The organism is Mycobacterium sp. SMC-19 (assembly GCF_045310815.1).
GTDB lineage: Bacteria > Actinomycetota > Actinomycetes > Mycobacteriales > Mycobacteriaceae > Mycobacterium.
This window is the reverse complement of record NZ_JBJIAM010000001.1, coordinates 53,350-77,268: the sequence shown is the minus strand read 5'-3', so window position 1 is coordinate 77,268 and position 23,919 is coordinate 53,350. Positions and strand designations below refer to the sequence as shown.

General features: G+C 68.2%; 19 protein-coding genes and 1 riboswitch. Of the genes, 11 read left to right on the top strand and 8 right to left on the bottom strand.

Going from position 1 to position 23,919, the window contains the following annotated elements:
• Window positions 1-3 precede the first annotated feature (3 nt).
• Entirely contained in the window at window positions 4-831 is an 828-nt protein-coding gene (locus ACJH5R_RS00360) for a sterol desaturase family protein (protein WP_406758756.1), read from the top strand.
• Here ACJH5R_RS00360 and ACJH5R_RS00355 read toward each other — a convergent pair.
• Both ACJH5R_RS00355 and ACJH5R_RS00350 read right to left on the bottom strand, forming a co-directional pair.
• Window positions 828-4,847 carry an HAD-IC family P-type ATPase gene (locus ACJH5R_RS00355; RefSeq protein ID WP_406781067.1) on the bottom strand — a complete coding sequence of 1,340 codons (4,020 nt, stop codon included), beginning with the start codon at window positions 4,845-4,847 and terminating at the stop codon, window positions 828-830. The two genes, ACJH5R_RS00360 and ACJH5R_RS00355, sit on opposite strands and share 4 nt — an antisense overlap.
• Window positions 4,848-5,131: 284 nt before the next feature.
• Window positions 5,132-6,010, bottom strand: coding sequence for a crotonase/enoyl-CoA hydratase family protein (locus ACJH5R_RS00350; protein WP_406758758.1), 879 nt, complete (start codon window positions 6,008-6,010; stop codon window positions 5,132-5,134).
• 64 nt (window positions 6,011-6,074) lie between these two features.
• On the opposite strand from ACJH5R_RS00350, the gene ACJH5R_RS00345 reads away from it, so the two are divergent.
• Genes ACJH5R_RS00345 through ACJH5R_RS00335 form a run of 3 tightly spaced genes read left to right on the top strand, consistent with a single transcriptional unit; the run spans window position 6,075 to window position 7,734 of the window.
• The gene (locus ACJH5R_RS00345) at window positions 6,075-6,881 is read left to right on the top strand and encodes a MerR family transcriptional regulator (protein ID WP_406758759.1); all 807 of its coding nucleotides are present in this window, start codon (window positions 6,075-6,077) and stop codon (window positions 6,879-6,881) included.
• Between the two features lie 21 nt (window positions 6,882-6,902).
• Complete coding sequence (locus tag ACJH5R_RS00340; protein WP_406758760.1) at window positions 6,903-7,253, top strand: VOC family protein; 351 nt, start codon at window positions 6,903-6,905, stop codon at window positions 7,251-7,253.
• A 1-nt stretch (window position 7,254) separates the two neighbouring features.
• A complete protein-coding gene (locus tag ACJH5R_RS00335; RefSeq protein ID WP_406758761.1) occupies window positions 7,255-7,734 on the top strand; it encodes a hypothetical protein in 480 nt (159 codons plus the stop codon).
• 8 nt (window positions 7,735-7,742) lie between these two features.
• Here ACJH5R_RS00335 and ACJH5R_RS00330 read toward each other — a convergent pair whose 3' ends face one another.
• From ACJH5R_RS00330 to ACJH5R_RS00315, 4 genes are all read right to left on the bottom strand, one after another.
• Window positions 7,743-11,699: an HAD-IC family P-type ATPase gene (locus ACJH5R_RS00330; RefSeq protein WP_406781066.1), complete on the bottom strand. Its 3,957-nt coding sequence runs from the start codon at window positions 11,697-11,699 to the stop codon at window positions 7,743-7,745.
• A 292-nt stretch (window positions 11,700-11,991) separates the two neighbouring features.
• Entirely contained in the window at window positions 11,992-12,882 is an 891-nt protein-coding gene (locus ACJH5R_RS00325) for a mycobacterial-type methylenetetrahydrofolate reductase (RefSeq protein ID WP_406781065.1), read from the bottom strand.
• Between the two features lie 73 nt (window positions 12,883-12,955).
• Window positions 12,956-15,250, bottom strand: coding sequence for a 5-methyltetrahydropteroyltriglutamate--homocysteine S-methyltransferase (metE, locus tag ACJH5R_RS00320; RefSeq protein ID WP_406781064.1), 2,295 nt, complete (start codon window positions 15,248-15,250; stop codon window positions 12,956-12,958).
• Window positions 15,251-15,370: 120 nt separating this feature from the next.
• A riboswitch (cobalamin riboswitch) is annotated at window positions 15,371-15,575 on the bottom strand.
• 54 nt (window positions 15,576-15,629) lie between these two features.
• Complete coding sequence (locus ACJH5R_RS00315; protein ID WP_406781063.1) at window positions 15,630-16,280, bottom strand: SDR family oxidoreductase; 651 nt, start codon at window positions 16,278-16,280, stop codon at window positions 15,630-15,632.
• 106 nt (window positions 16,281-16,386) lie between these two features.
• On the opposite strand from ACJH5R_RS00315, the gene ACJH5R_RS00310 reads away from it, so the two are divergent.
• The 4 genes from ACJH5R_RS00310 (at window position 16,387) to ACJH5R_RS00295 (ending at window position 19,641) form a co-directional block, all read left to right on the top strand.
• Entirely contained in the window at window positions 16,387-17,532 is a 1,146-nt protein-coding gene (locus tag ACJH5R_RS00310; RefSeq protein ID WP_406758766.1) for a thiolase family protein, read from the top strand.
• On the top strand, window positions 17,529-18,317 hold the full coding sequence (locus ACJH5R_RS00305; protein ID WP_406781062.1) for a crotonase/enoyl-CoA hydratase family protein: 789 nt from the start codon (window positions 17,529-17,531) through the stop codon (window positions 18,315-18,317). The genes ACJH5R_RS00310 and ACJH5R_RS00305 overlap by 4 nt, the downstream gene beginning before the upstream one ends.
• Window positions 18,318-18,322: 5 nt before the next feature.
• Window positions 18,323-18,841: a gamma carbonic anhydrase family protein gene (locus tag ACJH5R_RS00300; protein ID WP_047317638.1), complete on the top strand. Its 519-nt coding sequence runs from the start codon at window positions 18,323-18,325 to the stop codon at window positions 18,839-18,841.
• Between the two features lie 80 nt (window positions 18,842-18,921).
• Complete coding sequence (locus ACJH5R_RS00295; protein ID WP_406781061.1) at window positions 18,922-19,641, top strand: lysostaphin resistance A-like protein; 720 nt, start codon at window positions 18,922-18,924, stop codon at window positions 19,639-19,641.
• A gap of 82 nt (window positions 19,642-19,723) precedes the next feature.
• On the opposite strand, the gene ACJH5R_RS00290 is transcribed toward ACJH5R_RS00295, so the two are convergent.
• Window positions 19,724-20,533: an enoyl-CoA hydratase gene (locus ACJH5R_RS00290; protein WP_406781060.1), complete on the bottom strand. Its 810-nt coding sequence runs from the start codon at window positions 20,531-20,533 to the stop codon at window positions 19,724-19,726.
• A gap of 51 nt (window positions 20,534-20,584) precedes the next feature.
• On the opposite strand from ACJH5R_RS00290, the gene ACJH5R_RS00285 reads away from it, so the two are divergent.
• The 3 genes from ACJH5R_RS00285 to ACJH5R_RS00275 are packed head-to-tail and all read left to right on the top strand — an operon-like array spanning window position 20,585 to window position 23,472.
• Window positions 20,585-21,670, top strand: coding sequence for a CaiB/BaiF CoA transferase family protein (locus ACJH5R_RS00285; protein ID WP_406758770.1), 1,086 nt, complete (start codon window positions 20,585-20,587; stop codon window positions 21,668-21,670).
• A 42-nt stretch (window positions 21,671-21,712) separates the two neighbouring features.
• Complete coding sequence (locus ACJH5R_RS00280) at window positions 21,713-22,465, top strand: 3-hydroxyacyl-CoA dehydrogenase (protein WP_406758771.1); 753 nt, start codon at window positions 21,713-21,715, stop codon at window positions 22,463-22,465.
• 8 nt (window positions 22,466-22,473) lie between these two features.
• Window positions 22,474-23,472 carry a nitronate monooxygenase family protein gene (locus tag ACJH5R_RS00275; RefSeq protein WP_406758772.1) on the top strand — a complete coding sequence of 333 codons (999 nt, stop codon included), beginning with the start codon at window positions 22,474-22,476 and terminating at the stop codon, window positions 23,470-23,472.
• Window positions 23,473-23,765: 293 nt separating this feature from the next.
• Here the strand turns inward: ACJH5R_RS00275 and ACJH5R_RS00270 are convergent, their stop codons facing one another.
• Entirely contained in the window at window positions 23,766-23,891 is a 126-nt protein-coding gene (locus ACJH5R_RS00270; protein ID WP_096867583.1) for a hypothetical protein, read from the bottom strand.
• Window positions 23,892-23,919: the final 28 nt, after the last annotated feature.

Below are 23,919 nucleotides of genomic sequence, written 5' to 3'. Positions count from 1 at the left end.
CGCATGTTCGACCTCATCGCGCACGCCATCCCGGTCTTCGTGCTCTGCCTGATCCTGGAGGCCGTGTCGTTCGTCGTGCGGCCCGACGACGACGAGCGCGGCTACGAACTGCGGGACACCCGGACCAGCCTGACGATGGGCATCGGCAATGTGGTCATCAACATCGGCTGGAAGCTGGTGGTGCTGGCGGTCTTCAGCGGGGTCTACCTGCTGGCCCCGGTGCACCTGCCGGCCGGCAACCCGCTGACCTGGATCGCGCTGTTCGTCGCAGACGACGTCGCCTACTACTGGTATCACCGCACCCACCACACCATCCGGGTGTTCTGGGCCAGCCACGTCGTGCACCACTCCAGTCAGCACTACAACCTGTCCACCGCCCTGCGCCAGACCTGGACGCCGTTCACCGCGGTGCCGTTCTGGATCCTGTTGGCGTTCGCCGGTTTCGCCCCGTGGATGATCCTGCTGCAGCAGTCGGTCAGCCTGCTCTACCAGTTCTTCATCCACACCGAGCGCGTCGGCAAGCTCTGGCGGCCAATCGAATTCATCTTCAACACCCCATCGCACCACCGAGTGCACCACGGGGCGAACGCCCAGTACCTCGACAAGAACTACGGGGGAATCCTCATCGTCTGGGACCGGCTGTTCGGCACCTTCCAGCCCGAAGACGAGCGCGTGGTCTACGGCTTGACCAAGAACATCGACACGTTCAATCCGGTGCGGGTGGCCACCCACGAGTACGTCGCGATCTGGCGTGACATCCGTGCGGCGCGCAGTTGGCGTGCCGCGCTGGGTCACCTGTTTCGCGGCCCGGGATGGCAGCCGGCCGGCTAGGCACGCGACAAGAACCGCGGTGCGATGCTCGCCGCGGTGGTGGCGACCGCCGCCGATCCCAGCGCCTGAGTCCAGCCGATCGGGCCCAGCGGTGTGCAGCCCAGGAACTGGCTGACCCCCGGTGTGCTGATCAGGATCGCCAGCGCCGCGAACGAACCGCCCGCAGTGACTGCTACCAGCGGTGAGCGTGACTCCAACAGGGTCTGGCTCAGCTGGGTGGTGACGAACGCGACCAGAGCCACCGTGGCGGCACGCCGGGGAAAGCCGGTGAGCCGCGCCATCATCCACGCCGCGATGGTGGCGCCGGCGGTGGTCGTGCCACGCAGCGCCACCGCGCGCATCAGCGCCTTCTCGTCGGGCCCACGCCCCCCGAACGGTATGGGGCGCCGCGGTTGGCTGATCGCCAGCGCGGTGGCGGGAAATGCGTCGATCGCCATGTTCACCAGCAGCAACTGGCGGGTGTTCAGTGGAGCCCGGCCGGTCAGCGCGCAGCCAAGGAGCGCGAATGCCGCGCCGCTGGCGTTGCCGCCCAACAGCACCGCCACTGCCGCCTGTACCCGCTGCCATAGTTGGCTGCCCTCGTTGAGAGCATCCAGCAGCGTCTCGATCCGGCCGTCGAGCAGCACCACGTCGGCGGCGGTGTGGGCAGCGTCGCTGCCCTGGGCGACGATGCCGATCCCGACCGTGGCCGCGCGGATGGCGGCGGCGTCGTTGGCGCCGTCACCGACCATCGCCGACACCTTGCCGCTGCGTTCCAGGGCCTGGACGACCTGCACCTTGTTCGCCGGTGACATGCGGGCGAAGACCACCCGCTCGGCCACCGCGAGCTCCTGCTCCTTACCCGACAGGGCCTCCCACTCCATGCCGGTGATGACCTGCTCGGCGGTGACCTGCAGGCCCATCTTGCGGGCGATCGCACGACCGGTGGTCGGATGATCGCCGGTGATCATCCGAACCGGCACCTCCCGCAGGGACAGCTCGGCCAGCAGGCCCGCCGACCCGGCGCGCGGGGTATCGGAGATGCCGACGAACCCGACCAGAGTCAGCCCCCCGGTACACAGCGCAGCCATGGCAGCCAGCTGAGCGTCGGGATCGTCAGGGCCTTCCGAAAGTGACTGCGCCTGTTCGAGGCTGAGCTCGCGCCGGGCCACAGCCAGGACCCGCAGTCCGTCGGCCGCGAGCTGCTCGACCAGTTCATAGACGTCGGCCGCAACATCGGTGCACGCGGCGAGCAGTACCTCGGGTGCTCCCTTGATGGTCAGTTCGGTCCCGATCACCGACGCCGAGAACGGCCTCCCGGAACGGAACGGCAGATGAATGTCAGCACCACCCGGTTCGGCGGCACCGATCACCGGCTCCGCCGCCGCCACGATCGCGGCGTCGGTGGCGTCGACGTGGCTCTGCCCCTTGGCCGACGGGGTCGCGCGCACCGCGCACCGCAGCACCTCGTCACGGGAATGATCGGCTGCCGTGCGCACCTCGGTGACCCGCAACCGGTTCTCGCTGAGGGTCCCGGTCTTGTCAAAACAGACCACGTCGACCCGGCCGAGGGCTTCTACCGAGCGCGGGACCCGCACCAGTACACCGGACTTGGTGAGTCGACGTGCAGACGCCTGCTGTGCCAGCGTCGCCACCACCGGCATGCCCTCGGGGACGGCGGCGACGGCCACGGAAACACCGTCGGTCGCTGTCTGGTGCAACCCGGTACCACGCAACAACCCGAATGCGCTGACCAAGCCGCCGGCCACCAGGCTCAGCGGCCAAATCCGGGTGGTGATCTGGCCGAGCTGATGACCGAGCCCGATATCGTGATGCCGGCTGGTGACCAGGTCGGCGGCGCGGCGCACCTCGGTGTCGGGACCCACCGCGGTCACCAACGCCAGGCCCGTTCCGGCCGCCACGATGGTGCCGGCGAAAAGCATGCAGCGCCGCTCAGCCAGCTCGGCGCCCGGGGTGGCATCGATCTGCTTGGCCACCGGCAACGACTCACCGGTCAGCGATGCTTCGTCGACCTCCAACTTCTCCTGCTCGACCAGGCGGGCATCGGCAGGCACCACATCATTGGCCCCCACTTCGATCAGGTCACCACACTGCAGCTCGTCGGGCAGCACCTGTACGCGTTCGCGGGTGCCGTCGGGCCGGATCGTCACCTTCCATGCAGGCGGGATCTGCTCGGCCAGTAGCCGATCCAGCCGTAGCTCGGTACTCAGGCGTTGCCCGGCAGCCAGGAACGCGTTACTGACCAATACCGAGCAGACCAGGGCGGCGTCGATCGGCGAGCCCAGGATCGCAGTGGCCGTGGCACCCAGCCCCAGTATCGGAGTCAGCGGGTCAGACAATTCCTCACGCACCGCCTCGACGAATTGCCAGATCATGTGGCGCGGCGCCGCATCCGCGGCGAGCCCAGCGGATGCGGGGTCCGACGATGAAGCCAACGTGGCACGAACCCGTTCGACCGACATGGCATGCCACTCATCGACGGGAACCGGCCGGGGCAGCGGTGCATTGATCACCGCGCGCGCCAACCGGTATCCGGACCACAGGCCCGCAGCCGCGCCCACGACGACCGCTTCTGGGCCGCGACCCTGGACGGTCGGAATCAGCATGAGCGAACCCATCGCCGAAGCGCCGATGGACAACTCGATACCCCGTTTGCTGGCGGCCTTGGCTGCGGGGATCGCATGCAGCACCCGCCACACCCCGGCGAGATCATCCACGATCAGGTCCGCGCTCCACGGCTGGGTCTCGGCGGCACCGTCGGGCAGGATGCCCACCCCGAGATCGGCGGCCGCCAGCGCCCGGTTGGCCGTCGAGGAGATCACTGCGACGCTGTGACCGTCCTGCTGATGGCGACGCACAGCGTCGAGCAGGGTGTTGTCGATCGAGTTGCCCGTCGCCGGTGCGATCTCATCGAACGCCGGCCTCAACTCACCCAACCCGGCGGGGTCGTCCACCGAAACCACCCGCACGTCAGCTCGTTGTGTCTCGGCGAGCGTCGAGGCCGCCAGCGGATGGTGCGCCGGTGCGAAGAGCGCCTCCGTGCCGTTCCACCCGTTGTTGCGGTGCGTGCCGGCCACTGAGTGCCAGCCTGGCTGCAGGTCGCCCGCCGCCAGCATGGCCTGAGCGCGCTCCCACATGGTCAGATCCTTGTCGCCGGCGCCGCGAAGCCGCACCAGGCGCAACTTGTCGCTGCGGAGCACCCGCGGATCGAGGATCACCACGTCGATTCGGTCCAGCTGACGTAAGGCGTCCGTGTGCAGCTGTAAGGCCTCGTCGTTGTCGGCCAAGCCGCGGACCAAAGTCGCCGCGAATGATTCCTGTGTGGACCGGACGGCCTTGGGTACGGCAACCAGCGCGGCGTTTCCGGCCAGGTTCGGGTCGCGGCTGACGGCACCGACCACGGCCGCGCCGATCGCCTGAATCCAACTGCCGCGCAGCAAGTGTCGTTCGACTGGTCCAGTCGGCCGGATATCGGTGGCGGGGTCCGGCAGTTCGTGGGGCCGGCCGGTCAGGCGGGTCAATTGCGGTTCACGTCGAGTCCGTGCCCGTTCTTCGGCCCGTGCTTCGGCAGCCTTGAAGGAGTTGATTGCCAGGTCCACTGCCACCATCGACGGTGCTGCGGCGAGCGCGTTGGCGGCAGTGGTCGCCAGCCCCAATGCAGTGTCGGTGGCGCGCTTGCCGATTCGCTCCTCGATCAGGCGGCGCAACCGCGGCTGATGATCCAAGGCGACCACGGCGCCTTGGATGCTGGCCGGCAGACGGGGGATCCGCAGGGCGCGGCCGGCCAGTGCGATGCCCATGCCGACGGCGGTGATACCCGCCATCGCTGCGCTGCTGACCGCGATCAACCCGTCGCCGGGTTCGGGGGTGGAGCGGGTGGTGGGTCGCCCCTCGGTGACGTCGTACAGGTCGCCGAGGGGCGGTGGATTATCGGGGTCGTCGTCGGGTTCGGCCTCGTAGAGCGCGTCCAGTGCCGGGATGAGGTCTTCGGCGAGAACAGGCATCGCGGGGGGCATCGGTCTCCTTTGCTTGGCGACCGAATCTGCCGGGCGAAAACTTCGGTCGACATGGCCAATCGTCCGAAGGTCTGGCTCGCGGTGTGTCAGAGGTCCGCTGAATGACCGGGTGGGGCGGGCCCACCGGATTGACGACCATTCACATCCGCCACGGGTGCGGCGGGTAGGAGTTACTCCCCTTCGCGGCCGACGCTAGAACCGCTTGGCGGCGGTCGGCTGAACGTCCGCGAGATTTGACTTGAAGTTCCGGTGAATGCTTTACCTAGCACCGGGTCTGGTGATGCCTAGTGCTTGCCGACCCACTCGTCGTAGAACGGCGGCATGGCCGAGGCCCGCGCGGTGAATTGCGCGTCGCGCTTCTCCAGGAAGGCCCGCACCCCGTCGGCGCCGTCGCCGATGCTGGTGTAGAACATCGCCAGCGAGTCCACCCGGTGCGCCTCGACCGGGTCGGGTTGCGCGGAGTTGCGGTAGAGCATCTGGCGGATCAACGCGAACGAAACCGGCGAGCGGCCCTTGGTCCACGCGTCGGCCAGCGCCCGAGCCTGCGTCAGCAGTGTCTCTGGTTCGTGGATGGACTGGGCGATCCCACAGGCGCGCGCCCCCTCGGCGTCGAGGATGTCGGCGCGGTATAGCAGGTCCAAAGCCGTTGGGACACCGACGATACGGGGCAGGAACCACGTCGAGCACGCCTCCGGGGTGATGCCCAGCTTCCCGAACACCAGACCGAAACGCGCCTTGGTCGAGAACAGCCGCGCGTCCATCGCCAGCATCATGGTGGCGCCGATCCCGACCGCCGCACCGTTGACCGCGGCGATCACCGGCTTGCGACAGCCATAGATCGCCAGCGTCACCCGCCCGCCGGTGTCGCGCACCCGGGCCAGCTCGGGATCATCGAGGTCGGCCATGGCGGCCAGCGACGGCGACTTGGACTCGTCGAGCCCGAACACATTGCCCGAGCTGGACAGGTCCATGCCCGCACAGAACGCGCGTCCGGAGCCGGTGACGATCACCGCGCGAACGGCATCGTCGTCGTTGACCTCGACGAAGGTGCGCTCCAGCTCCTCGGCCATTTCGACGGTGAACGCGTTGAGATTGTCCGGTCGGTCCAGGTAGACGGTGAGAATGCCGTCTTCGACCTCGTGGCGCAGCGTGTTGAACTCCATCTCCCGAGGCTAGTTGCACCGACCTGTTGACTCTGCCCCCGGGGGAGCTTCGACACTGGAGCGCATGACGACACTGTTGCCCATCGGGGACTTCTCCCGGATGACCTATCTGACCGTCAAGGCGTTGCGGCTCTACCACGAGCGCGGCCTGCTGGCACCCGTGCAGGTGGACCCGTCGTCGGGGTACCGCTACTACAGCCCGGACCAGGTGCCGATCGCCCAAGTCATCCGCCGGCTGCGCGATCTGGGCATGCCGCTGGACGAGCTGACCGAAGTGGTCCGCGCCGAGCAGGTCACCGACCGCAACCGGGCCATCGTGGCTCACCTGCAACGGCTCCAAGACCGCCTGGCGCAAACCCAGGCCAGCGTGGAATCGCTGCGGGCGCTGCTCGAAGACTCCGGCGACGCCTGCGACGTCACTTACCGGTCGGTGCCGGCCACGTCGGCGGCCGCGGTCGTCGACCAGGTGGCGATGGCAGACATCGATGACTGGTGGGCGCAGGCGTTCTCCGAGCTCGATGCCGCGGTCGCCGATGACGCCCCCGGGGTTCGCGCTGCGTTGTACTCGGCGGAGTTCTTCGAAGCCGGCGGGGGAGAGGTGATCGCGTTCCGGCCGGCGAGCGCCGCGACGGCCCGGGGCAGGGTGCGCACGCTGGAGATTCCTGCAGCGGAACTGGCGGTCGCGGTGCACCGCGGGGCGTTCGGCGAGCTGGACCGCACCTACGGCGCGCTGGGCACCCATGTTGCCGAACGCGAACTGGGTGTCGACGGACCGATCCGCGAGTACTACCGGGTGTCCGGCTACGACACCGACGACGAGACAGCGCATCGCACCGAGGTGTGCTGGCCGATCTTTCGCACCAAATCCTGACCCACGACAAGGAGTTCTCCCATGGACATCACGCTGCACACCGTCACCTTCGACTGCGCCGACGCCGGCAAGCTGGCGCGATTCTGGTCGCAGCTGCTGGCCCGACCGGTCGACGAGGGAGCCAGCGCCGAGATCGCCTCAATCGGCATCTCAGCGCAGACGCCTCCACGCCTGGTGTTCGTGCAGGTGCCAGAAGCCAAGCAGGTCAAGAACCGAATCCATCTCGACCTGGTCGCGGCGGACCTGACCGCCGCAGTCGAACGGGCCCTGGAACTGGGCGCCGCCCGGTTGGCCGATCATGCCGAGGGCGGTTACCGGTGGACCACACTGACAGACCCCGAGGGCAACGAGTTCGACCTCGTGGCGGCCTGACATGTCCTTGCTGACAAACGCATTGGTCGCCGCCGGACCGACCGCCGAACATCGGGACGCGATGGCCCTCTACGGGTGGTTGGTCGGTGGCCGCTGGGATCTTGACATCACCTGGTTCGGCGACGAGGGCACCCGGCACGTCGCGGGTTGGATGGTCGCGGACTGGGTGCTCGACGGACGGGCCGTCCAGGACGTCTGGCACGCCGAAGGACTCTTTCACGGGTCGACGCTGCGCATCTTTGACCCGGCTATCGATGCCTGGCACATCCAGTGGACGGAACCGCAACTGGGACTTCGGCTGCACCAACTGGGCAAGGCCGACGCGGACGGGATCGTGCAGGACGGCACGCTGCCGGATGGCTCCGCCATCCGATGGAGCTTCCGCGACATCGGCCCGGACTCGTTTCGCTGGCGCGATGAACGCAGCGACGACGGGCGCACCTGGGTGCTCAAGCAGGAGTATCTCGCCCGCCGCCGCTGAATCCGGTGTCAGGCGGTGACAGCGTCTTTCGCCTCGGTACGCGAGAGGAACCGGGGTGCGATGCCCGCCGCGGTGGTCGCGATCGCCGCCGATCCCAATGCCTGGGTCCAGCCGATCGGGCCCAGCGGCGTGCATCCCATGAACTGGCTGATCCCCGGGATGCTGATCAGCAGTGCCATCGCCGCGAACGAGCCGGCCGCGGTAGCCACCAGCACCGGCGAGCGTGACTCCAACAGGGTCTGTCCCAGCTGAGTGGTCACCAGCGCGACCAGTGCCACGGTGGAGGCGCGTCGGGGAAAGCCGGTGAGCCGGGCCATCATCCATGCCGCGATCGTGGCACCGGCGGTGGTCGAGCCACGCAGCGCCACCGCGCGCAATAACGCCTTCTCGTCGGGCCCGCGTCCCCCGAAGGGCATCGGGCGCCGCGGTTGGCTGATCGCCAGCGCGGTGGCCGGGAACGCGTCGGTCACGATGTTGACCAGCAGCAGTTGCCGGGTGCTCAACGGCGACTGACCCGTCAGCGCGCTGCCGATGATCGCGAACAGTGCGCCGCTGGCGTTACCGCCCAGCAGCACCGCCACCGCCGCCTGCACCCGCTGCCACAGTTGGCTGCCCTCGTTGAGGGCGTCCAGCAGGGTCTCGATCTTGCCGTCGAGCAGCACCACGTCGGCGGCCGTGTGCGCGGCGTCGCTGCCGTGCGCGACGATGCCGATCCCGACCGTGGCGGCCCGGATTGCGGCGGCGTCGTTGGCGCCGTCGCCGACCATCGCCGACACCTTGCCGCTGCGTTCCAGCGCCTGCACCACCTGCACCTTGTTCGCCGGCGACATGCGGGCGAACACCACCCGCTCAGCCACCGCACGTTCCTGCTCCTTACCCGAGAGGGTTTCCCATTCCGAGCCGGTGATGACCTGATCGGGAGACAGCTGCACGCCCATCTTGCGGGCGATGGCCCGGCCGGTGGTCGGGTGATCGCCGGTGATCATCCGAACCGGCACCTGGCGGCGGTGCAGCTCGGCGAGCAGGCCGGCCGACCCGGCGCGCGGAGTGTCGGAGATGCCGACGAAACCGACCAGGGTCAAACCGTCGGCGCATTGGCGGGCCATGGCGGCAAGCTGGGCTTCGGCGTCGTCGGGATCAGCCGAAAGCGATTGCACCTGAGCCGGACTGAGCTCGCGTCGGGCAACCGCGAGAACCCGCAGCCCTTCGTCGGCCAGCTGCTCCACCACATCGTTGATATCGGCCGGGACGCTGTCGCAGGCGGCGAGCACCACCTCGGGTGCCCCCTTGATGGTCAATTCGGTACCGAACACCGATGCCGCGAAGGGCCGCCCGGAACGGAACGGCAGATGGGCGTCGGCGGCCCCCGGCGCGACGGCGCCGGACACCGGTGCCGCCGCCGCCACGATCGCGGCGTCGGTGGCGTCGACGTGGCTCTGCCCCTTGGCCGACGGGGTTGCGCGCACCGCGCACCGCAGCACCTCGTCACGGGAATGATCGGCTGCCGTGCGCACCTCAGTGACCCGCAACCGGTTCTCGCTTAGGGTCCCGGTCTTGTCGAAGCACACCACGTCGACGCGGCCCAGGGCCTCCACGGAGCGGGGGACCCGCACCAGCACACCGGATTTGGTGAGGCGCTGCGCCGAGGCGTGCTGAGCCAGCGTCGCCACCACCGGCAGGCCCTCGGGGACAGCGGCGACGGCCACCGACACTCCGTTGGCCACCGCCTGCTGCAGCCGGGTGGCCCGCAACACCCCGAGCACGCTGACCAGACCGCCGGCCATCAGACTCAGCGGCCAGGTCCGGCTGGTGATCTGTCCGAGCTGATGGGTCAGGCCGATATCCCCATGCCGGCTGGTGACAAGGTCGGCGGCGCGCCGCACCTCAGTGTCGGGACCCACCGCGGTCACCAACGCCAGACCGGTCCCGGAGGCCACGGTGGTGCCAGCGAACAGCATGCAGCGCCGCTCGGCCAGCTCGGCGCCCGGAGTGGCGTCGATCTGCTTGGTCACCGGCAACGACTCACCGGTCAGTGAGGCCTCGTCGACCTCCAACTTCTCCAGTTCGATCACACGGGCGTCGGCGGGCACCACATCGTCGGGACCCACCTCGATCAGATCGCCACGCTGCAGCTGTTCGGGGAGCACCTGAACCCGGTCGCGGGTGCCATCGGGCCGGATCGTCACCTTCCAGGCGGGCGGGATCTGCTCGGCCAGTAGCCGATCCAGCCGCAGCTCGGCGCTCAACCGTTGACCGGCCGCCAGGACGGCGTTGCTGACCAGGACAGAGCCCACCATGAGCGCGTCGATTGGTGCGCCCAGCAGCGCGGTGGCAGTGGCACCCAGCCCGAGCACGGGCGTCAGCGGGTCGGACAGTTCGTCACGCACCGCGTCGAGGAACTGCCAGACCACGTGCCGGGTGGCAGTTCCGGCGTCCGGTGCGAAGTCGGGCTGCGACGGCGAGGCCAAGGCGTCACGCACCTGTTCGACCGACATCGCATGCCATTCGTCGACGGGGACCGGTCGGGGCAGCGGCGCCGTGATCACTTGACGGGCCGACCAGTAGCCGGACACCAGACCCACAGCCGCGCCCAGCGCGACCGGTTCGGGACCGCGTCCTCGCACCGTGGGAATGAGCAGCATCGAACCCAATGCTGAAGCGCCGGTGGATAATGCGATACCAAGGCGGGTGGCCGACTGGGCCGCGGGCAGGGCATGCAGTACTCGCCATACCCCGGACAGGTCATCGACGATCAGATCCGCCACCGGCTCGCTAACGTCGGGCAGGATGCCGACCCCGAGGTCGGCCGCCGACAGCGCCTGGGCGGCCGTCGAGGAGATCACCGCGACGGTGTGGCCTTCCTGCTGGTAGTCGCGTACCGCATCGAGCAGCGCGTCATCGATCGAATCGCCTGTCATTGGCGCGATTTCGTCGAATGCGGGCCGCAGTACTCCTAGGCCGGTGGAGTCGTCCACGGTGACTGTTTGCACCTGGGCGCGCTGTGTCTCAGCGAGCGTCGCGGCCGCCAGCGGATGCGGCGCCGGAGCAAACAGCGCCTCGGTGCCGGGGCGGCCGGTGACGGGATGCCAACCTGGCCGCAGGTCACCTTCCGCAAGCATCGCCCGGGCGCTCTCCCAGGCGGTCAGATCCTTCTCGTCGGCGCCGCGAAGTCGCGTCAAGCGCAACGATTCGGTCCGCAGCACCCGCGGATCGAGGATCACCACGTCGATGCGGTCCAGTCGACGCAGGCTGTCAGGGTCGATCTGCAGTGCCTCGTCCCGGTTGGCCAGCCCGCGGCCCAACGTGGCTGCGAACGACTCGTGAGTGGCTCGGGCAGCTTTGGGCACCGCGACCAATGCGGCATTACCGGCCAGTTCGGGGTCGCGACTGGTCGCGGCGACGACGGCTGCGCCGATCGCCTGAATCCAGGTCCCGCGTTGTAGGTGTTGGTCGACCGGGCTCTCCGGGGATTCCGCCGTGCGCCGGGCCGATGAGGCAACCGGGCGGGCCAGCTCCGGCTCTCGCCGCGCCCAGGCCCGGGTGTCCGCGCGCGCTTCGGCGGCCCTGATGGTGTTGATCGCCAGGTCCACCGCCAGCATCGACGGCGCCGCACCGAGTGCGTTGACCGCGGTGGTCGCCATCCCCAACGCAGTGGCGGTGGCGCGCTTGCCGATTCGTTCCTCCAGCAGGCGGCGCAGTTGCGGCTGGTGGTCCAGGGTGATTACAGCGCCCTGGAGACTGGAGGGCAACCGGCGAAACCGCAGAACGCGACTGGCAACTGCGAGACCCAGGCCGACGGCGTTGATGCCGGCCATCGCGGCGCTGCTGACCGCTATCAAACCATCGCCGGGTTCGGGGGCCGCGCGAAGGTGTCGCCGTGGGCGATCAGCCTCCGCCGGTGGGCCGGCAACCACGTCATAGCCGGGTTCGGCATCGTCGATCAGGGCGGGTATCGAGGGGGGCATCGGTCTCCTTCGCTCGGCGACCGAAGCCTCAGAGACAGCCTGCGGAACCTTCGGTCGACATGGTGAATCGTCCGAAGGTCTCGCTCGCGAAAGTCCTGGGTCCGCTGAATGACCGGGCGAGGCGACTCGCCGTATTGACGACCATTCACATCCGCCACCGGTGTGGCGGGTAGGAACTACTCCCCTTCACGCTCGAAGGTAGGACCGGTAGGCAGCGTCCAGCTGAACACCGGCGAGACCCTACTTGAAATGCCGGTGAATGCTCTGCGTTGCAGACGGTTTCGGGCCGGGTTCAGGCCCGCGGCGACCAATAGGCGAGCATCTCGGCGAAGGTGTCGAATGCCGGTTTCGAAATACCGTAAGGAGCCTCGAAGTGCAGGCTCAACGGGAAGCCCAACTCGGCCACGCCGTCGATGACCCGCTTATACAGATCGAGCAACTGGCGGCGTTTGACGTCGGGTTCGCCCGCGGCCAGTGTCCGCACGAAGGCCTGCTCGGCGGCGACGGCTTCGTTGCCCGGGTCCTGGATCAGCCAATCGACCAGTCCGACCTTGGACTCCATCTTCGGCACGAAGCCGAACGACAACAGGACCTCGGGCCGGTGGTCGCTGACTTCGGAGAAGTCGCGGAGGAATCCGACCATCGCATCGGAGTAGAGCAGCTGCGTCATTCCGAAGGTGGCGCCCCGGTCGCATTTGAAGTCGAAGCGTTCGCGCTCGCCGTCCCGGGTCGGGATGAGGATGACGCCCCGGTTATCGACCAGGTCGTCGAACTTCGACAGCGCGTCGGTGGGTGCGACGCCGCCGCCCTCACCGTCGTTCAGCGTGCGGGGGACACCTACGAAGATGATTCCGTCGAACCCGGACTGACGCAGGCCGGTAAGGCGCGTCCGCAGCGCCGCCTCATCGAGGAATGCGGTTACCTGCGTGCACAGTCCGCGGACGCCGGGCAGTTCGGGGTGAATGATCGACCAGAAGTCGGATACGTCGAGTTTGGCCTTCATCTCGACCGGCCGATCGTCATCCTCGGGGATCAATCCGGGGATCATGACGTGACCGATCCGGCCTGCGATACCCGCTTGCTCGGATAGCTGTAGAACCTTGTATGCCTCTTCGCGGGCGTGCTCAGGCCCGCGATCGGTGTTGGGCGGCACCAATTCCAGTGCGATGGTGTTCAACGGCACCAGGGGACTCCGATCTCATGGAATGGACATGTTGCGCCCCAGAGATCGCTCTGGGGCGCAACATGTCAGACGGTCACAGGCCGGTGCGGGCTTCCTTAGCCGCCGCGACGAGGTTGGCCAGCGAAGCCGTCACCTCGTCGGTTTTGCGGGTCTTCAGGCCGCAGTCCGGGTTGACCCAGAGACGTTGCGCCGGAACGGCATCCAGTGCCTCGCGGAGCGAAGCGGCCATCTCGTCAGTGGACGGCACCCGCGGCGAGTGGATGTCGTAGACACCCGGGCCCACCCCGTTGGAGAAGCCGATCGCGTTGAGGTCGTCGAGCACCTCCATGTGCGAGCGGGCCGCCTCGATCGACGTGACGTCGGCATCCAGATCGGCGATCGCACCGATCACCTCACCGAACTCCGAGTAGCACAGGTGGGTGTGGATCTGCGTCGCGTTCGAGACACCCGAGGTGGACATCCGGAACGATCCGACCGCCCAGTCCAGGTAGGCCGCCTTGTCGGCGTCGCGCACCGGCAACAGCTCACGCAGGGCGGGCTCGTCGACCTGAATCACCGCGATGCCGGCGGATTCCAGATCCACCGTCTCCTCGCGGATCGCCAGCGCCACCTGGTAGGCGGTGTCAGCCAGCGGCTGGTCGTCACGGACGAACGACCAGGCCAGGATGGTGACCGGACCGGTGAGCATGCCCTTGACCGGCTTGTCGGTCAGCGACTGGGCGTAAGTGGCCCAGTCCACCGTCATCGGCTTGGGCCGCGTGACGTCGCCGAACAGCACCGGCGGGCGCACGCAGCGGCTGCCGTAGGACTGCACCCAGCCGTTGCTGGTGGCGAAGAAGCCGTCCAGCTGCTCGGCGAAGTACTGCACCATGTCGTTGCGCTCCGGCTCGCCGTGCACCAGCACATCGAGGCCGAGTTCTTCCTGCAGCTTGATGACCGCGGCGACCTCGGCCTTCATCCGGTTGGTGTACTCCGCGTCGTCGATCTCTCCGGCCACCAGCGCGGCACGGGCCTTGCGGATCTCCACGGTCTGCGGGAAGGAGCCGATCGTGGTGGTGGGCAGCGGCGGCAGGTGCAGACGCTCGTCCTGAGCGGCGCGACGCTCCTCGGCCGAACCGCGCTGGATGCCCGCTTCCTTGATCTTGGCGATCTGGGAGCGCAGCGCCGCGTTGTTCAGTCGCGGGTCGGACTTGCGGGAGGCGACCGCGGCGTTGGACGCGGCGATCTCCGCGGCGACCGCGTCCCGGCCCTCGCGCAGGGCGCGAGCCAGGGCGGCCACCTCGGTCACCTTCTCGGCACCGAACGCCAGCCAGCTGCGCAGCGCGTCGTCCAGGCCGGTCTCGGGCTCCAGCGAGTAGGGCACGTGCAACGTCGAGCACGACGTCGAAACTGCCACCGCCGCCGCCGGCCCCAGCAGCGACGCCAGCTTGGCCAGCGCCGCCTGCAGGTCGGTGCGCCAGATGTTGCGGCCGTCGACCACACCCGCAACCAGCGTCTTGGAAGCCAGCTCCGGCACCGACGCGATCTTGGTGTCCGCGCCATAGACCAGGTCGACGCCGATCGCCTCGACCGGAGTACGGGCCAGGGCGGGCAGCCCCGCGCCCGGGTCACCGAAGTAGGTGGCCACGAAGATCGACGGCCGCTTGCTCAGCCCGCCGAGACGGTTGTAGACCTGCTCGGCCAGCGCGGGGGCGTCGGCGGAGATGTCGGTCACCAGCACCGGCTCGTCGATCTGCACCCACTGCGCGCCGGCGTCGGCCAGCTTGCCCAGCAGCTCGGCGTAGATGTCGGTCAGCTCATCGAGGCGGGCGATCGGTGCGTCCGCACCGTCGACGGCCTTGCTCAGCAGCAGGAAGGTGACCGGCCCGATGATCACCGGACGAGCCACGTTTCCGCCGAAGCCCTGCTCCTGGGCCTCGGCGAGCTCGGAGAGCACCTTGGCCGGGTTCAGCGCGAACTTCGTGTCCGGGCCGATCTCGGGAACGATGTAGTGGTAGTTGGTGTCGAACCACTTCGTCATCTCCAGCGGGGCGATGTCCTTGTTGCCCCGGGCTGCGGCGAAGTAGCGGTCCAGCTCGTCGGCGACGCCGGCCACCCGCGCGGGGAGTGCGCCCAGCAGCACCGCGGTGTCGAGCATCTGGTCGTAGTAGGAGAACGTGTTCACCGGCACCGAGTCCAGCCCGGCGGCGGCCAGCTGGGCCCAGGTGTCGCGGCGCAGGCCGGCGGCCACCGTCTTCAGTTCGTCCTGGCCGATCCGGCCGGCCCAGTAGCTTTCGGTGGCGCGCTTGAGTTCGCGGCGCGGCCCGATACGAGGTGAGCCGAGAACGGTGGCGGTAAAGGGTTGAGCGATCACGATTTGATCCTTCAATTGACGAGGGTGGGTCAACGCCAGCAGTCGCCCAGCTGATCCGGTCCCGTGCCTATATATAAAGCACTATAACCCTCAAAACCAGACGCCCATTCCGCGAGGCGTTGATCCGCCGGGCGCGGCGCGCCCAGCACAACGGGCAGGTATTCGGACTCGCAGGCGCGCACCGAGGTGCTCCTAATGGCCGTCGCTTCCCAGTCGGTGGGCGAACCCGTGACCAGTGCTTTGTGACGGCGGTCGTTCCTGCATACCGCTGCGGGACAGTCCCGGATTCTCACCGGGTTCCCTCTTGCGCTCCGCGGAAAACCGCATTGCGCTCGATGCCGACACCGCCTTACGGCAGCTACGGCAAACCAGTTGCGTAATGAAGATTACCTGGTCAATCGGCTCGAAGCGCCTCCGGGATCGGGGTCGGACCGTCGTTGAATTCGATGGTGCGGCCGATGGTCGAGTTGTCGGCCAGGCAGGCCGCGATCATCTCTGCGACGTTGCCGCGGGAGACCTGCCCCTTGCCGGTCTCGGGGCCGACGGCAATCCGGCCGGTCGCCGGCTCAAGGGTGAGCCGGCTCGGGCCCAGCACCGTCCAGTCCAGATCGGTGGCACGCAGGTGGGCGTCGGCGGCGGCTTTGGCCTGCGCGTACGGAAAGAACGGATCGTCGGCGGGAACACTGTGATCAGGACCTGCACCGAAGTAGGACACCATTACGAAGCGCCGCACACCGGCCTGCTCGGCGGCGTCGACGCTGCGGATGGCGGCATCGCGATCGACGGCGTAGGTGCGTGCCGGGTTGCCGCCGCCGGCTCCGGCGGAGAACACCACCGCGTCGTGGCCGGCCACCAGCCGAGCCAGGCCACCCGTATCGAGTTGCTCGATGTCGGCCACCACCGGGACCGCACCGGTGACCGCGACCTCCTCGGCGTGGTCGGGATTGCGGAACACCGAACTGACCTGGTGGCCGCTATGGGCGAGGACGGGGGCGAGCAGCAGGGCAATCTTGCCGTGGCCGCCGATGATCACGATGCGTGCCATGGATTCGACGGTACGCGGGAGCGTGGAGTGACCCCCGCTGACGCCGGCCGAGCGCGCCAGTCGACAATCGAGGCAACAAGACCCCGAACGAACTAAGGAGCACCCAATGGCTGAAGCCGTCATCGTCGAAGCGGTGCGCGCGCCTGTCGGCAAGCGCAACGGCGGACTGTCCGGGGTACACCCGGCCGAGCTGTCCGCCCAGGTGCTCAACGGGCTGGTCAACCGGGCCGGCGTGGACCCGGCCCTGGTCGACGACGTGATCTGGGGTTGTGTCATGCAGGCCGGTGAGCAGGCCCTGGACATCGGCCGCACGGCGGTGCTGAGTGCGGGATGGCCGGAGAGCGTGCCCGCGGTGACGGTGGACCGCCAGTGTGGATCCAGCCAGCAGTCGGTGCACTTCGCCGCCGCCGGTGTGGTCGCCGGACACTACGACGTCGTGGTCGCCGGTGGTGTGGAGTCGATGTCGCGTACGCCGATGGGTTCCTCGCTGGCCAACGGCGGCCGGCCGTACGGGGATTCCTTCAAGGCGCGCTACAGCCAGACCCCCAACCAGGGCATCGGTGCGGAGATGATGGCCACCCAGTGGGGACTGAGCCGTACCGCGCTCGACGAGTTCGCACTGGCCTCGCACGAAAAGGCCGGCAACGCACAGGATGCCGGCGCCTTCAAGGACGAGATCGTCTCGATCACGGACTCCGAGGGCAACGTGGTCAGCGAAGACGAGGGCATCCGCCGCGGCACCACGCTGGAGAAGATGGCCCAGCTCAAGCCCGCGTTCAAGGAGGACGGCGTGATTCACGCCGGCAACTCCAGCCAGATCTCCGACGGCTCGGCAGCGCTGCTGTTCATGTCGGCGGCCAAGGCCCGCGAACTGGGCCTGACCCCGCTGGCGCGGGTGCACACCGCGACGCTGGCCGGATCTGACCCGGTGATGATGCTGTCCGGTCCGATCCCGGCAACCCAGAAGGCGCTGCAGCGCTCGGGCCTGAGTGTCGACGACATCGGGGTGTTCGAGGTCAACGAGGCTTTCGCCCCGGTTCCCATGGCCTGGCTCGCCGAAATCGGTGCCGACCCGAAGCGGCTCAACCCCAACGGCGGGGCGATCGCGCTGGGTCACCCGCTCGGTGGTTCCGGCGCCCGGATCATGACCACCATGCTTTACCACATGCGCGCCAACGGAATTCGCTACGGACTGCAGACCATGTGCGAAGGCGGCGGCCAGGCCAACGCCACCATCCTGGAGCTGCTGTGAGTGACGCGGCCGTTCTGGTAGAACGGCGCGGAAATGTCCTGCTGATCACGATCAACCGGCCCGACGCGCGCAACGCGATCAATGGGGCCGTCAGTGCCGGCATCGGCGACGCCTTGGCGCAGGCTCAAGACGACGACGAGGTCCGCGCGGTAGTGCTCACCGGCGCCGGCGACAAGTCGTTCAGTGCCGGAGCCGACCTCAAGGCGATCGCCAACCGGGAGAACATCTACCACCCCGAGCACCCGGAGTGGGGTTTCGCCGGCTTCGTGCAGCACTTCATCGACAAGCCCGTCATCGCAGCGGTCAACGGCACAGCGCTGGGCGGCGGCACCGAGATCGCGCTGGCCAGCGACCTGGTGATCGCCGAGCAGCGTGCCCAATTCGGCCTGCCCGAGGTCAAGCGCGGCCTGATCGCCGGTGCCGGCGGGGTGTTCCGCATCATCGATCAGCTGCCCCGCAAGGTTGCCCTGGAGTTGCTCTACACCGGGGAGCCCATCTCGGCGGCCGACGCGGCCCGCTGGGGACTGGTCAACCGAGTGGTCGAAGACGGCGGCGCGCTGGAGGCAGCCCTGGAGCTGGCCGAACGGATCACCGGTAACGCGCCGCTGTCGGTGCGCGCCAGCAAGCGGATCGCCTACGGCGTCGACGACGGGGCCATCCCCGGCGAAGTGGACGGGTGGGCTCGCACCGGCCGGGAGTTCTCCGCCCTGCTGCGGTCCGAGGACGCCAAGGAGGGACCCCGGGCGTTCGCCGAGAAGCGCGCACCGGTGTGGAAGGCGCGTTGAGCGGCGTGCCGGAGCCGCTTCTGATCTCCATCCGCGGGCGCGCCCCGCAGCTACACCCGGAGGCCTGGGTGGCACCCAACGCCAGCCTGATCGGCCAGGTCAGCCTGGCCGCTCGGGCCAGCGTCTGGTACTCGGCGACGCTGCGCGCCGAGGTCGAGCCGATCGAGATCGGCATCGACACCAACATCCAGGACGGCGTGACCGTCCACGTCGACAAGGAGTTCCCCTGTCGAGTGGGGGCACACGTCAGCGTCGGGCACAACGCGGTGCTGCACGGTTGCACCATTGAGGACGACTGCCTGATCGGCATGGGAGCGATCGTCCTCAATGGTGCCGTCGTGGGGGAGGGCTCGCTGGTCGCGGCGGGTGCCGTCATCCCGCAGGGGATGGTGGTGCCGCCCCGATCGCTGGTGTCGGGGGTGCCGGGCCGGGTACGACGAGACCTGAGCGAGGCCGAGGTCCGCAACAATCGGTACAACGCCGCGGCGTACCGGCGACTGATCGAAGTCCATCGAGCGAACTAACGCATTTGGGCCACCGGCCGCCGTTCGGCCGCTACGTTTTAGGGACGTTGCTCAACCCGCCGCTGAGGGGACGTCCTCCTATGACCCAGATCAGTCCAACCCGCCCCGGCCTGCTGCGTGAGATCACCGACATCATGACCAGGGTCGCCCTGCCCTATCACGAGCCACGGGCCGTGGTGCAGCGGCGGCGTGCCGTCGTCGGAGTGGTCGTGGTGATCGGCGCCGCGGTACTGGCCGCCATGCACAGCAAGCTTCCAGGCGATGCGGCGTTCTACTGGCTGTCGCTGGTCTTGGCCGTGGTGTGGACGGTGGGGGCGGTGGCGGCCGGACCGCTGCACCTGGGTGTGTTGCGGTTCCGCGGACGTAACGAGCGGCCGGTGTTCACCGGCACCGGCGTCGGCCTGGTGCTCGGCGGGGTGTTCCTGCTGGGCGGGCTTGCGGTACAGGACATTCCGCCGTTGGCCGATCAGGTGGTCGCGATCTTGGCCTACACCACCGAAGTCTCCTGGCGGCTGGTGGTGCTGATCGCCCTCGTCAACGCGATCGCCGAGGAGTTGTTCTTCCGTGGTGCACTGTTCAGTGCGTTCGGCCGCCGCTCCCCGCTGGTGTTCTCCACCCTGCTCTACGTCGCGGCGATGATGGCCGCCGGCAACCTCATGGTGGGGGTCGCCGCGCTGGTGCTCGGTACCGTCTGCGCTCTCGAACGGCGCGCTACCGGTGGAGTGCTGGCCCCGGTGCTGACCCACTTGGTGTGGGGGCTGGTGATGGTGCTGGCGCTGCCCCCGATCTTCGGGATGTAGCGGCTCCAAACTTTGCGCGAGCGTGCGTGTTTGCACGGCGACACGCCCTTGAGCGTGGCATTCTGCGCACGCTCGTCGCCGCTTAGGAGTCGGTGAAATTGGGGGAGCGCCGCTCCTGAAACGCGCGGGCGCCTTCGCGGAAGTCGTGGGCGTTCAACAGGATTGACTGCCCGACGTATTCGCGGTCCAGGGTCGCATCCAGCTCGGTCAAGGTCGCGGTGTTGATGGCGTGTTTGGTCTTGGCGAACGCCGCGGCGGGCCCGGCCAGCAAACCGGCCAGGAGCTTGTCCACCTCGGCGTCGAACTCCTCGGCCGGGTACACCGCGCTGATCAGTCCCCATTCCAGGGCGTCGGCGGCAGTCAGTCGTTCGGCCAGCAGTGCCAGCCGCATGGCGCGGGTCCGGCCCACGGCCGCAGCAACCAACGCGGACGCACCGCCGTCGGGCATCAGTCCAATCTTGGTGAACGCCAACAGGAAAAAGGCCTTGTCCGAGGCCACGATCAGGTCGCAGGCCAGTGCCAGGGACACGCCGATACCGGCCGCCGGACCCTGCACAACGGCCACCACCGGCCGCGGCAACGCGACGATCGCCCGGATCGCGCGATTGGCCTCGACGATGATCTCGGTCGGCACTCCTTCGGCCGCGTCGTCGGCACTGATCCCGGCACCGGAGCAGAAGCCGCGCCCCGCGCCGCCGAACCGGACCGCACGGACCCGCGGGTCGCGGGCGGCGGCTTCCATGGCGTCGGCGATACCGGCCAGCACACCGGTGGTCACCGAGTTGAGGCTGTCGGGGCGGTCGATGGTCACCGAGAGCACCCCGTCGGTCAGGGTGACGGACACGCCCGCCACCGGGGCCAGGGTGTCGATGCCGGAGTCGATTGCAGTCATGGCCCTCACCCTAAGATGCAGATCACACAGGCACACGACGAGGAGGCAGATATGGCGGGACCACTGGCGGGGCTGCGGGTCATCGAACTGGCCGGGATCGGGCCGGGACCGCACGCGGCGATGATCCTCGGCGACCTGGGTGCTGATGTGGTCCGCGTGGAGCGGCCGCCGAAATTCGGTGGCGGGGCCAGCAAGGACACCATGCTGCGCAACCGCCGCTCGGTGACCGCTGACCTGAAGTCGCCGGAGGGCCGCGACCTGGTGCTGCAACTGGTCGCCAAGGCCGATGTGCTGATCGAGGGTTTCCGGCCGGGCGTCACCGAGCGACTCGGCCTGGGCCCGGAGGACTGCGCCAAGGTCAACGAGCGGCTGATCTACGGCCGGATGACCGGCTGGGGGCAGACCGGCCCGCGTGCTCAGCAGGCCGGCCACGACATCAACTACATCTCGCTGAACGGGCTGTTGCACTCCGTCGGGCGCAAGGGCGAGCGCCCCGTACCGCCGCTGAACCTGACCGGTGACTTCGGCGGTGGGTCGATGTTCCTGCTGGTCGGCATCCTGGCCGCGCTGTGGGAGCTGCAGCGTTCCGGCAAGGGGCAGGTGATCGATGCGGCGATGGTCGACGGGGCCAGTGTGCTCTCGGCGATGATGTGGAGCTTCCGCTCGCAGGGGCTCTGGAGCGACGAGCGTGGCGTCAACATGCTCGACACCGGTGCGCCGTACTACGACACCTACGAATGTGCCGACGGGAAGTACGTGTCGGTCGGCTCGATCGAGCCGCAGTTCTACGCCGAACTGCTGGCGAAGCTGGAGCTGGACCCCGCCGAGTTGCCGGCGCAGAACGATGTCAGCGGTTGGCCGGTGCTGCGGGAGAAGCTGACCGCGGCGTTCGCCGCCCACGACCGGGACCACTGGGCCAAGGTGTTCGCCACCTCCGATGCCTGCGTGGCGCCGGTGTTGGCCTTCAACGAGGTGCAGGCCGACTCGCACATCACCGAGCGTGACACCTTCTACGACGTCAACGGCTATCTGCAGCCGATGCCGGCGCCGCGGTTCTCCCGCAGCGTTCCCGACGTCCCGACCCCGCCCGCCGTTCTGGGAGCCGACAACGAGTCCATCCTGAGCGACTGGGTATAGTCCCGACCAACCAGACGGTTGGGATTGAGAGGGGCCAAGAGAGTGCAGATCAAGGACGCGGTAGCCGTTGTCACCGGCGGTGCCTCCGGGTTGGGATTGGCGACGGCAAAACGCCTGCTGGACGCCGGTGGCCAGGTCGTGGTGATCGACCTCAAGGGCGAGGACGTGGTCTCCGAGCTCGGTGACCGGGCCCGCTTCGTGGAGGCCAACGTGGCCGACCCCGAGGCGGTCGGCGCGGCCCTGGATGTCGCGGAATCTCTTGGCCCCGTGCGGATCAACGTCAACTGCGCCGGTATCGGCAACGCGATCAAGACGCTGAGCAAGGACGGCGCGTTCCCATTGGATGCCTTCACCAAGATCATCCAGGTCAACCTGATCGGCACGTTCAACGTGCTGCGGCTCTCGGCCGAGCGGATCGCCAAGACCGAGCCGATCAACGGCGAGCGTGGCGTGATCATCAACACCGCCTCGGTGGCGGCGTTCGAGGGCCAGATCGGGCAGGCCGCCTACTCGGCGTCCAAGGGCGGCGTGGTCGGTATGACGCTGCCGATCGCCCGGGATCTGTCCCGTGACCTGATCCGGGTCTGCACCATCGCGCCGGGCCTGTTCAAGACGCCGCTGCTGGGCTCGCTGCCCGAGGAGGCGCAGAAGTCGCTGGGTGCGCAGGTGCCGCACCCGTCGCGGCTCGGTGACCCCGACGAGTACGGCGCGCTGGCCGAGCACATCATCAACAACCCGATGCTCAACGGCGAGGTCATCCGCCTCGACGGTGCGATCCGGATGGCCCCCAGGTAGGAGAGACGATGGCTATTACAACGAAGTTCACCGAGACATTCGGGGTCGAGCACCCCATCGCCCAAGGCGGCATGCAGTGGGTGGGTCGTGCGGAGCTGGTGGCTGCGGTCGCCAACGCCGGGGCGCTGGGTTTCCTCACCGCGCTCACCCAGCCGACGCCGGCCGACCTGGCCAATGAGATTGCCAAGACCCGGGATCTCACTGACAAGCCGTTCGGGGTGAACCTGACCATCCTGCCGGCGATCAACCCGCCGCCCTACGACGAGTACCGCCAGGTGATCGTCGACGCCGGCATCAAGATCGTCGAGACCGCCGGATCCAACCCGGCGCCGCACCTGCCGATGTTTCACGACAACGGAATCAAGGTGCTGCACAAGTGCACCTCGGTGCGGCACGCCGTCAAGGCGCAGAGCCTGGGCGTGGACGGCATCAGCATCGACGGGTTCGAGTGTGCCGGTCACCCGGGTGAGGACGATATCCCGGGCCTGGTGCTGATCCCGGCTGCCGCGGCGCAGATCGAGATCCCGATGATCGCCTCCGGCGGTTTCGCCGACGCCCGCGGCCTGGTCGCGGCGCTGGCCCTGGGCGCCGACGGCGTCAACATGGGCTCGCGGTTCATGTGCACCGTGGAGTCCTGCATCCACCAGAACGTCAAGGAAGCCATCGTCGCCGGCGACGAGCGCGGCACCGAGCTGATCTTCCGCTCGCTGCACAATACCGCTCGGGTGGCCAGCAACGCGGTGTCTCGCGAGGTCGTGGAGATCCTCAAGAACGGCGGTCAGTTCCCCGACGTCCAAGAGCTGGTGGCCGGTGTGCGCGGCCGCCGCGTGTTCGACGAAGGCGACGTCGACGCCGGGATCTGGACCGTGGGCACCGCGATGGGGCTGATCAACGACATCCCGACCTGCGACGAACTGGTGTCGCGGATGGTGTCCGAGGCCGAGGAGATCATCCTGGGCCGCCTGGGCAACATGGTCGAGGACGAGGACGAGGAGAACGTCGCCTGACGGCGGTGTTTTAGGTCGTCGGCCTGACGCTTACCAGCGCCGAACGTGCGATCAGACCGGAGAATCCGCGGATTTTCCAGTCTGGTTACACGTTCGGCGTTTGGCGTTGAAGGACCCAGCGAGAGTGCTGACTGGCGGCCACACACGGGGCTCGGCTAGGGCGGCCCCGGGGCTCAACCTGAATGCTAGAAAAATGGATTGGCTCACAGATGGCGTCCTACCCGGATGGGGGCGGCCGCCGTCGCGTCATCACGCGACATTGAAAGGCGCCGCTGTCGCGGCGCCGATCACAATCAGCTGGCCAGCGAATGCAAGCCGTCGAACTGCTCCGAGGTGTCGCCCTCGACGAGGAAATCGCCGTGGTAGAGGGCCTCGAAGTCAACCTTGATGACGTCGGCACTTGAGTCGTCGATCCACATGACCCTGAGCTTATTGGTCACTATTAAG

What these genes read in the sequence shown, in the direction of transcription:
- ACJH5R_RS00270 (WP_096867583.1), bottom strand. Translation starts at nt 23,891, where the DNA reads ATGTGGATCGACGACTCAAGTGCCGACGTCATCAAGGTTGACTTCGAG.
- ACJH5R_RS00285 (WP_406758770.1), top strand. Translation starts at nt 20,585, where the DNA reads ATGGCGGGACCACTGGCGGGGCTGCGGGTCATCGAACTGGCCGGGATC.
- ACJH5R_RS00315 (WP_406781063.1), bottom strand. Translation starts at nt 16,280, where the DNA reads ATGGCACGCATCGTGATCATCGGCGGCCACGGCAAGATTGCCCTGCTG.
- ACJH5R_RS00360 (WP_406758756.1), top strand. Translation starts at nt 4, where the DNA reads ATGTTCGACCTCATCGCGCACGCCATCCCGGTCTTCGTGCTCTGCCTG.
- ACJH5R_RS00295 (WP_406781061.1), top strand. Translation starts at nt 18,922, where the DNA reads ATGACCCAGATCAGTCCAACCCGCCCCGGCCTGCTGCGTGAGATCACC.
- ACJH5R_RS00345 (WP_406758759.1), top strand. Translation starts at nt 6,075, where the DNA reads ATGACGACACTGTTGCCCATCGGGGACTTCTCCCGGATGACCTATCTG.
- ACJH5R_RS00290 (WP_406781060.1), bottom strand. Translation starts at nt 20,533, where the DNA reads ATGACTGCAATCGACTCCGGCATCGACACCCTGGCCCCGGTGGCGGGC.
- ACJH5R_RS00275 (WP_406758772.1), top strand. Translation starts at nt 22,474, where the DNA reads ATGGCTATTACAACGAAGTTCACCGAGACATTCGGGGTCGAGCACCCC.
- ACJH5R_RS00355 (WP_406781067.1), bottom strand. Translation starts at nt 4,847, where the DNA reads ATGCCCCCCGCGATGCCTGTTCTCGCCGAAGACCTCATCCCGGCACTG.
- ACJH5R_RS00350 (WP_406758758.1), bottom strand. Translation starts at nt 6,010, where the DNA reads ATGGAGTTCAACACGCTGCGCCACGAGGTCGAAGACGGCATTCTCACC.
- ACJH5R_RS00340 (WP_406758760.1), top strand. Translation starts at nt 6,903, where the DNA reads ATGGACATCACGCTGCACACCGTCACCTTCGACTGCGCCGACGCCGGC.
- ACJH5R_RS00310 (WP_406758766.1), top strand. Translation starts at nt 16,387, where the DNA reads ATGGCTGAAGCCGTCATCGTCGAAGCGGTGCGCGCGCCTGTCGGCAAG.
- ACJH5R_RS00330 (WP_406781066.1), bottom strand. Translation starts at nt 11,699, where the DNA reads ATGCCCCCCTCGATACCCGCCCTGATCGACGATGCCGAACCCGGCTAT.
- ACJH5R_RS00335 (WP_406758761.1), top strand. Translation starts at nt 7,255, where the DNA reads ATGTCCTTGCTGACAAACGCATTGGTCGCCGCCGGACCGACCGCCGAA.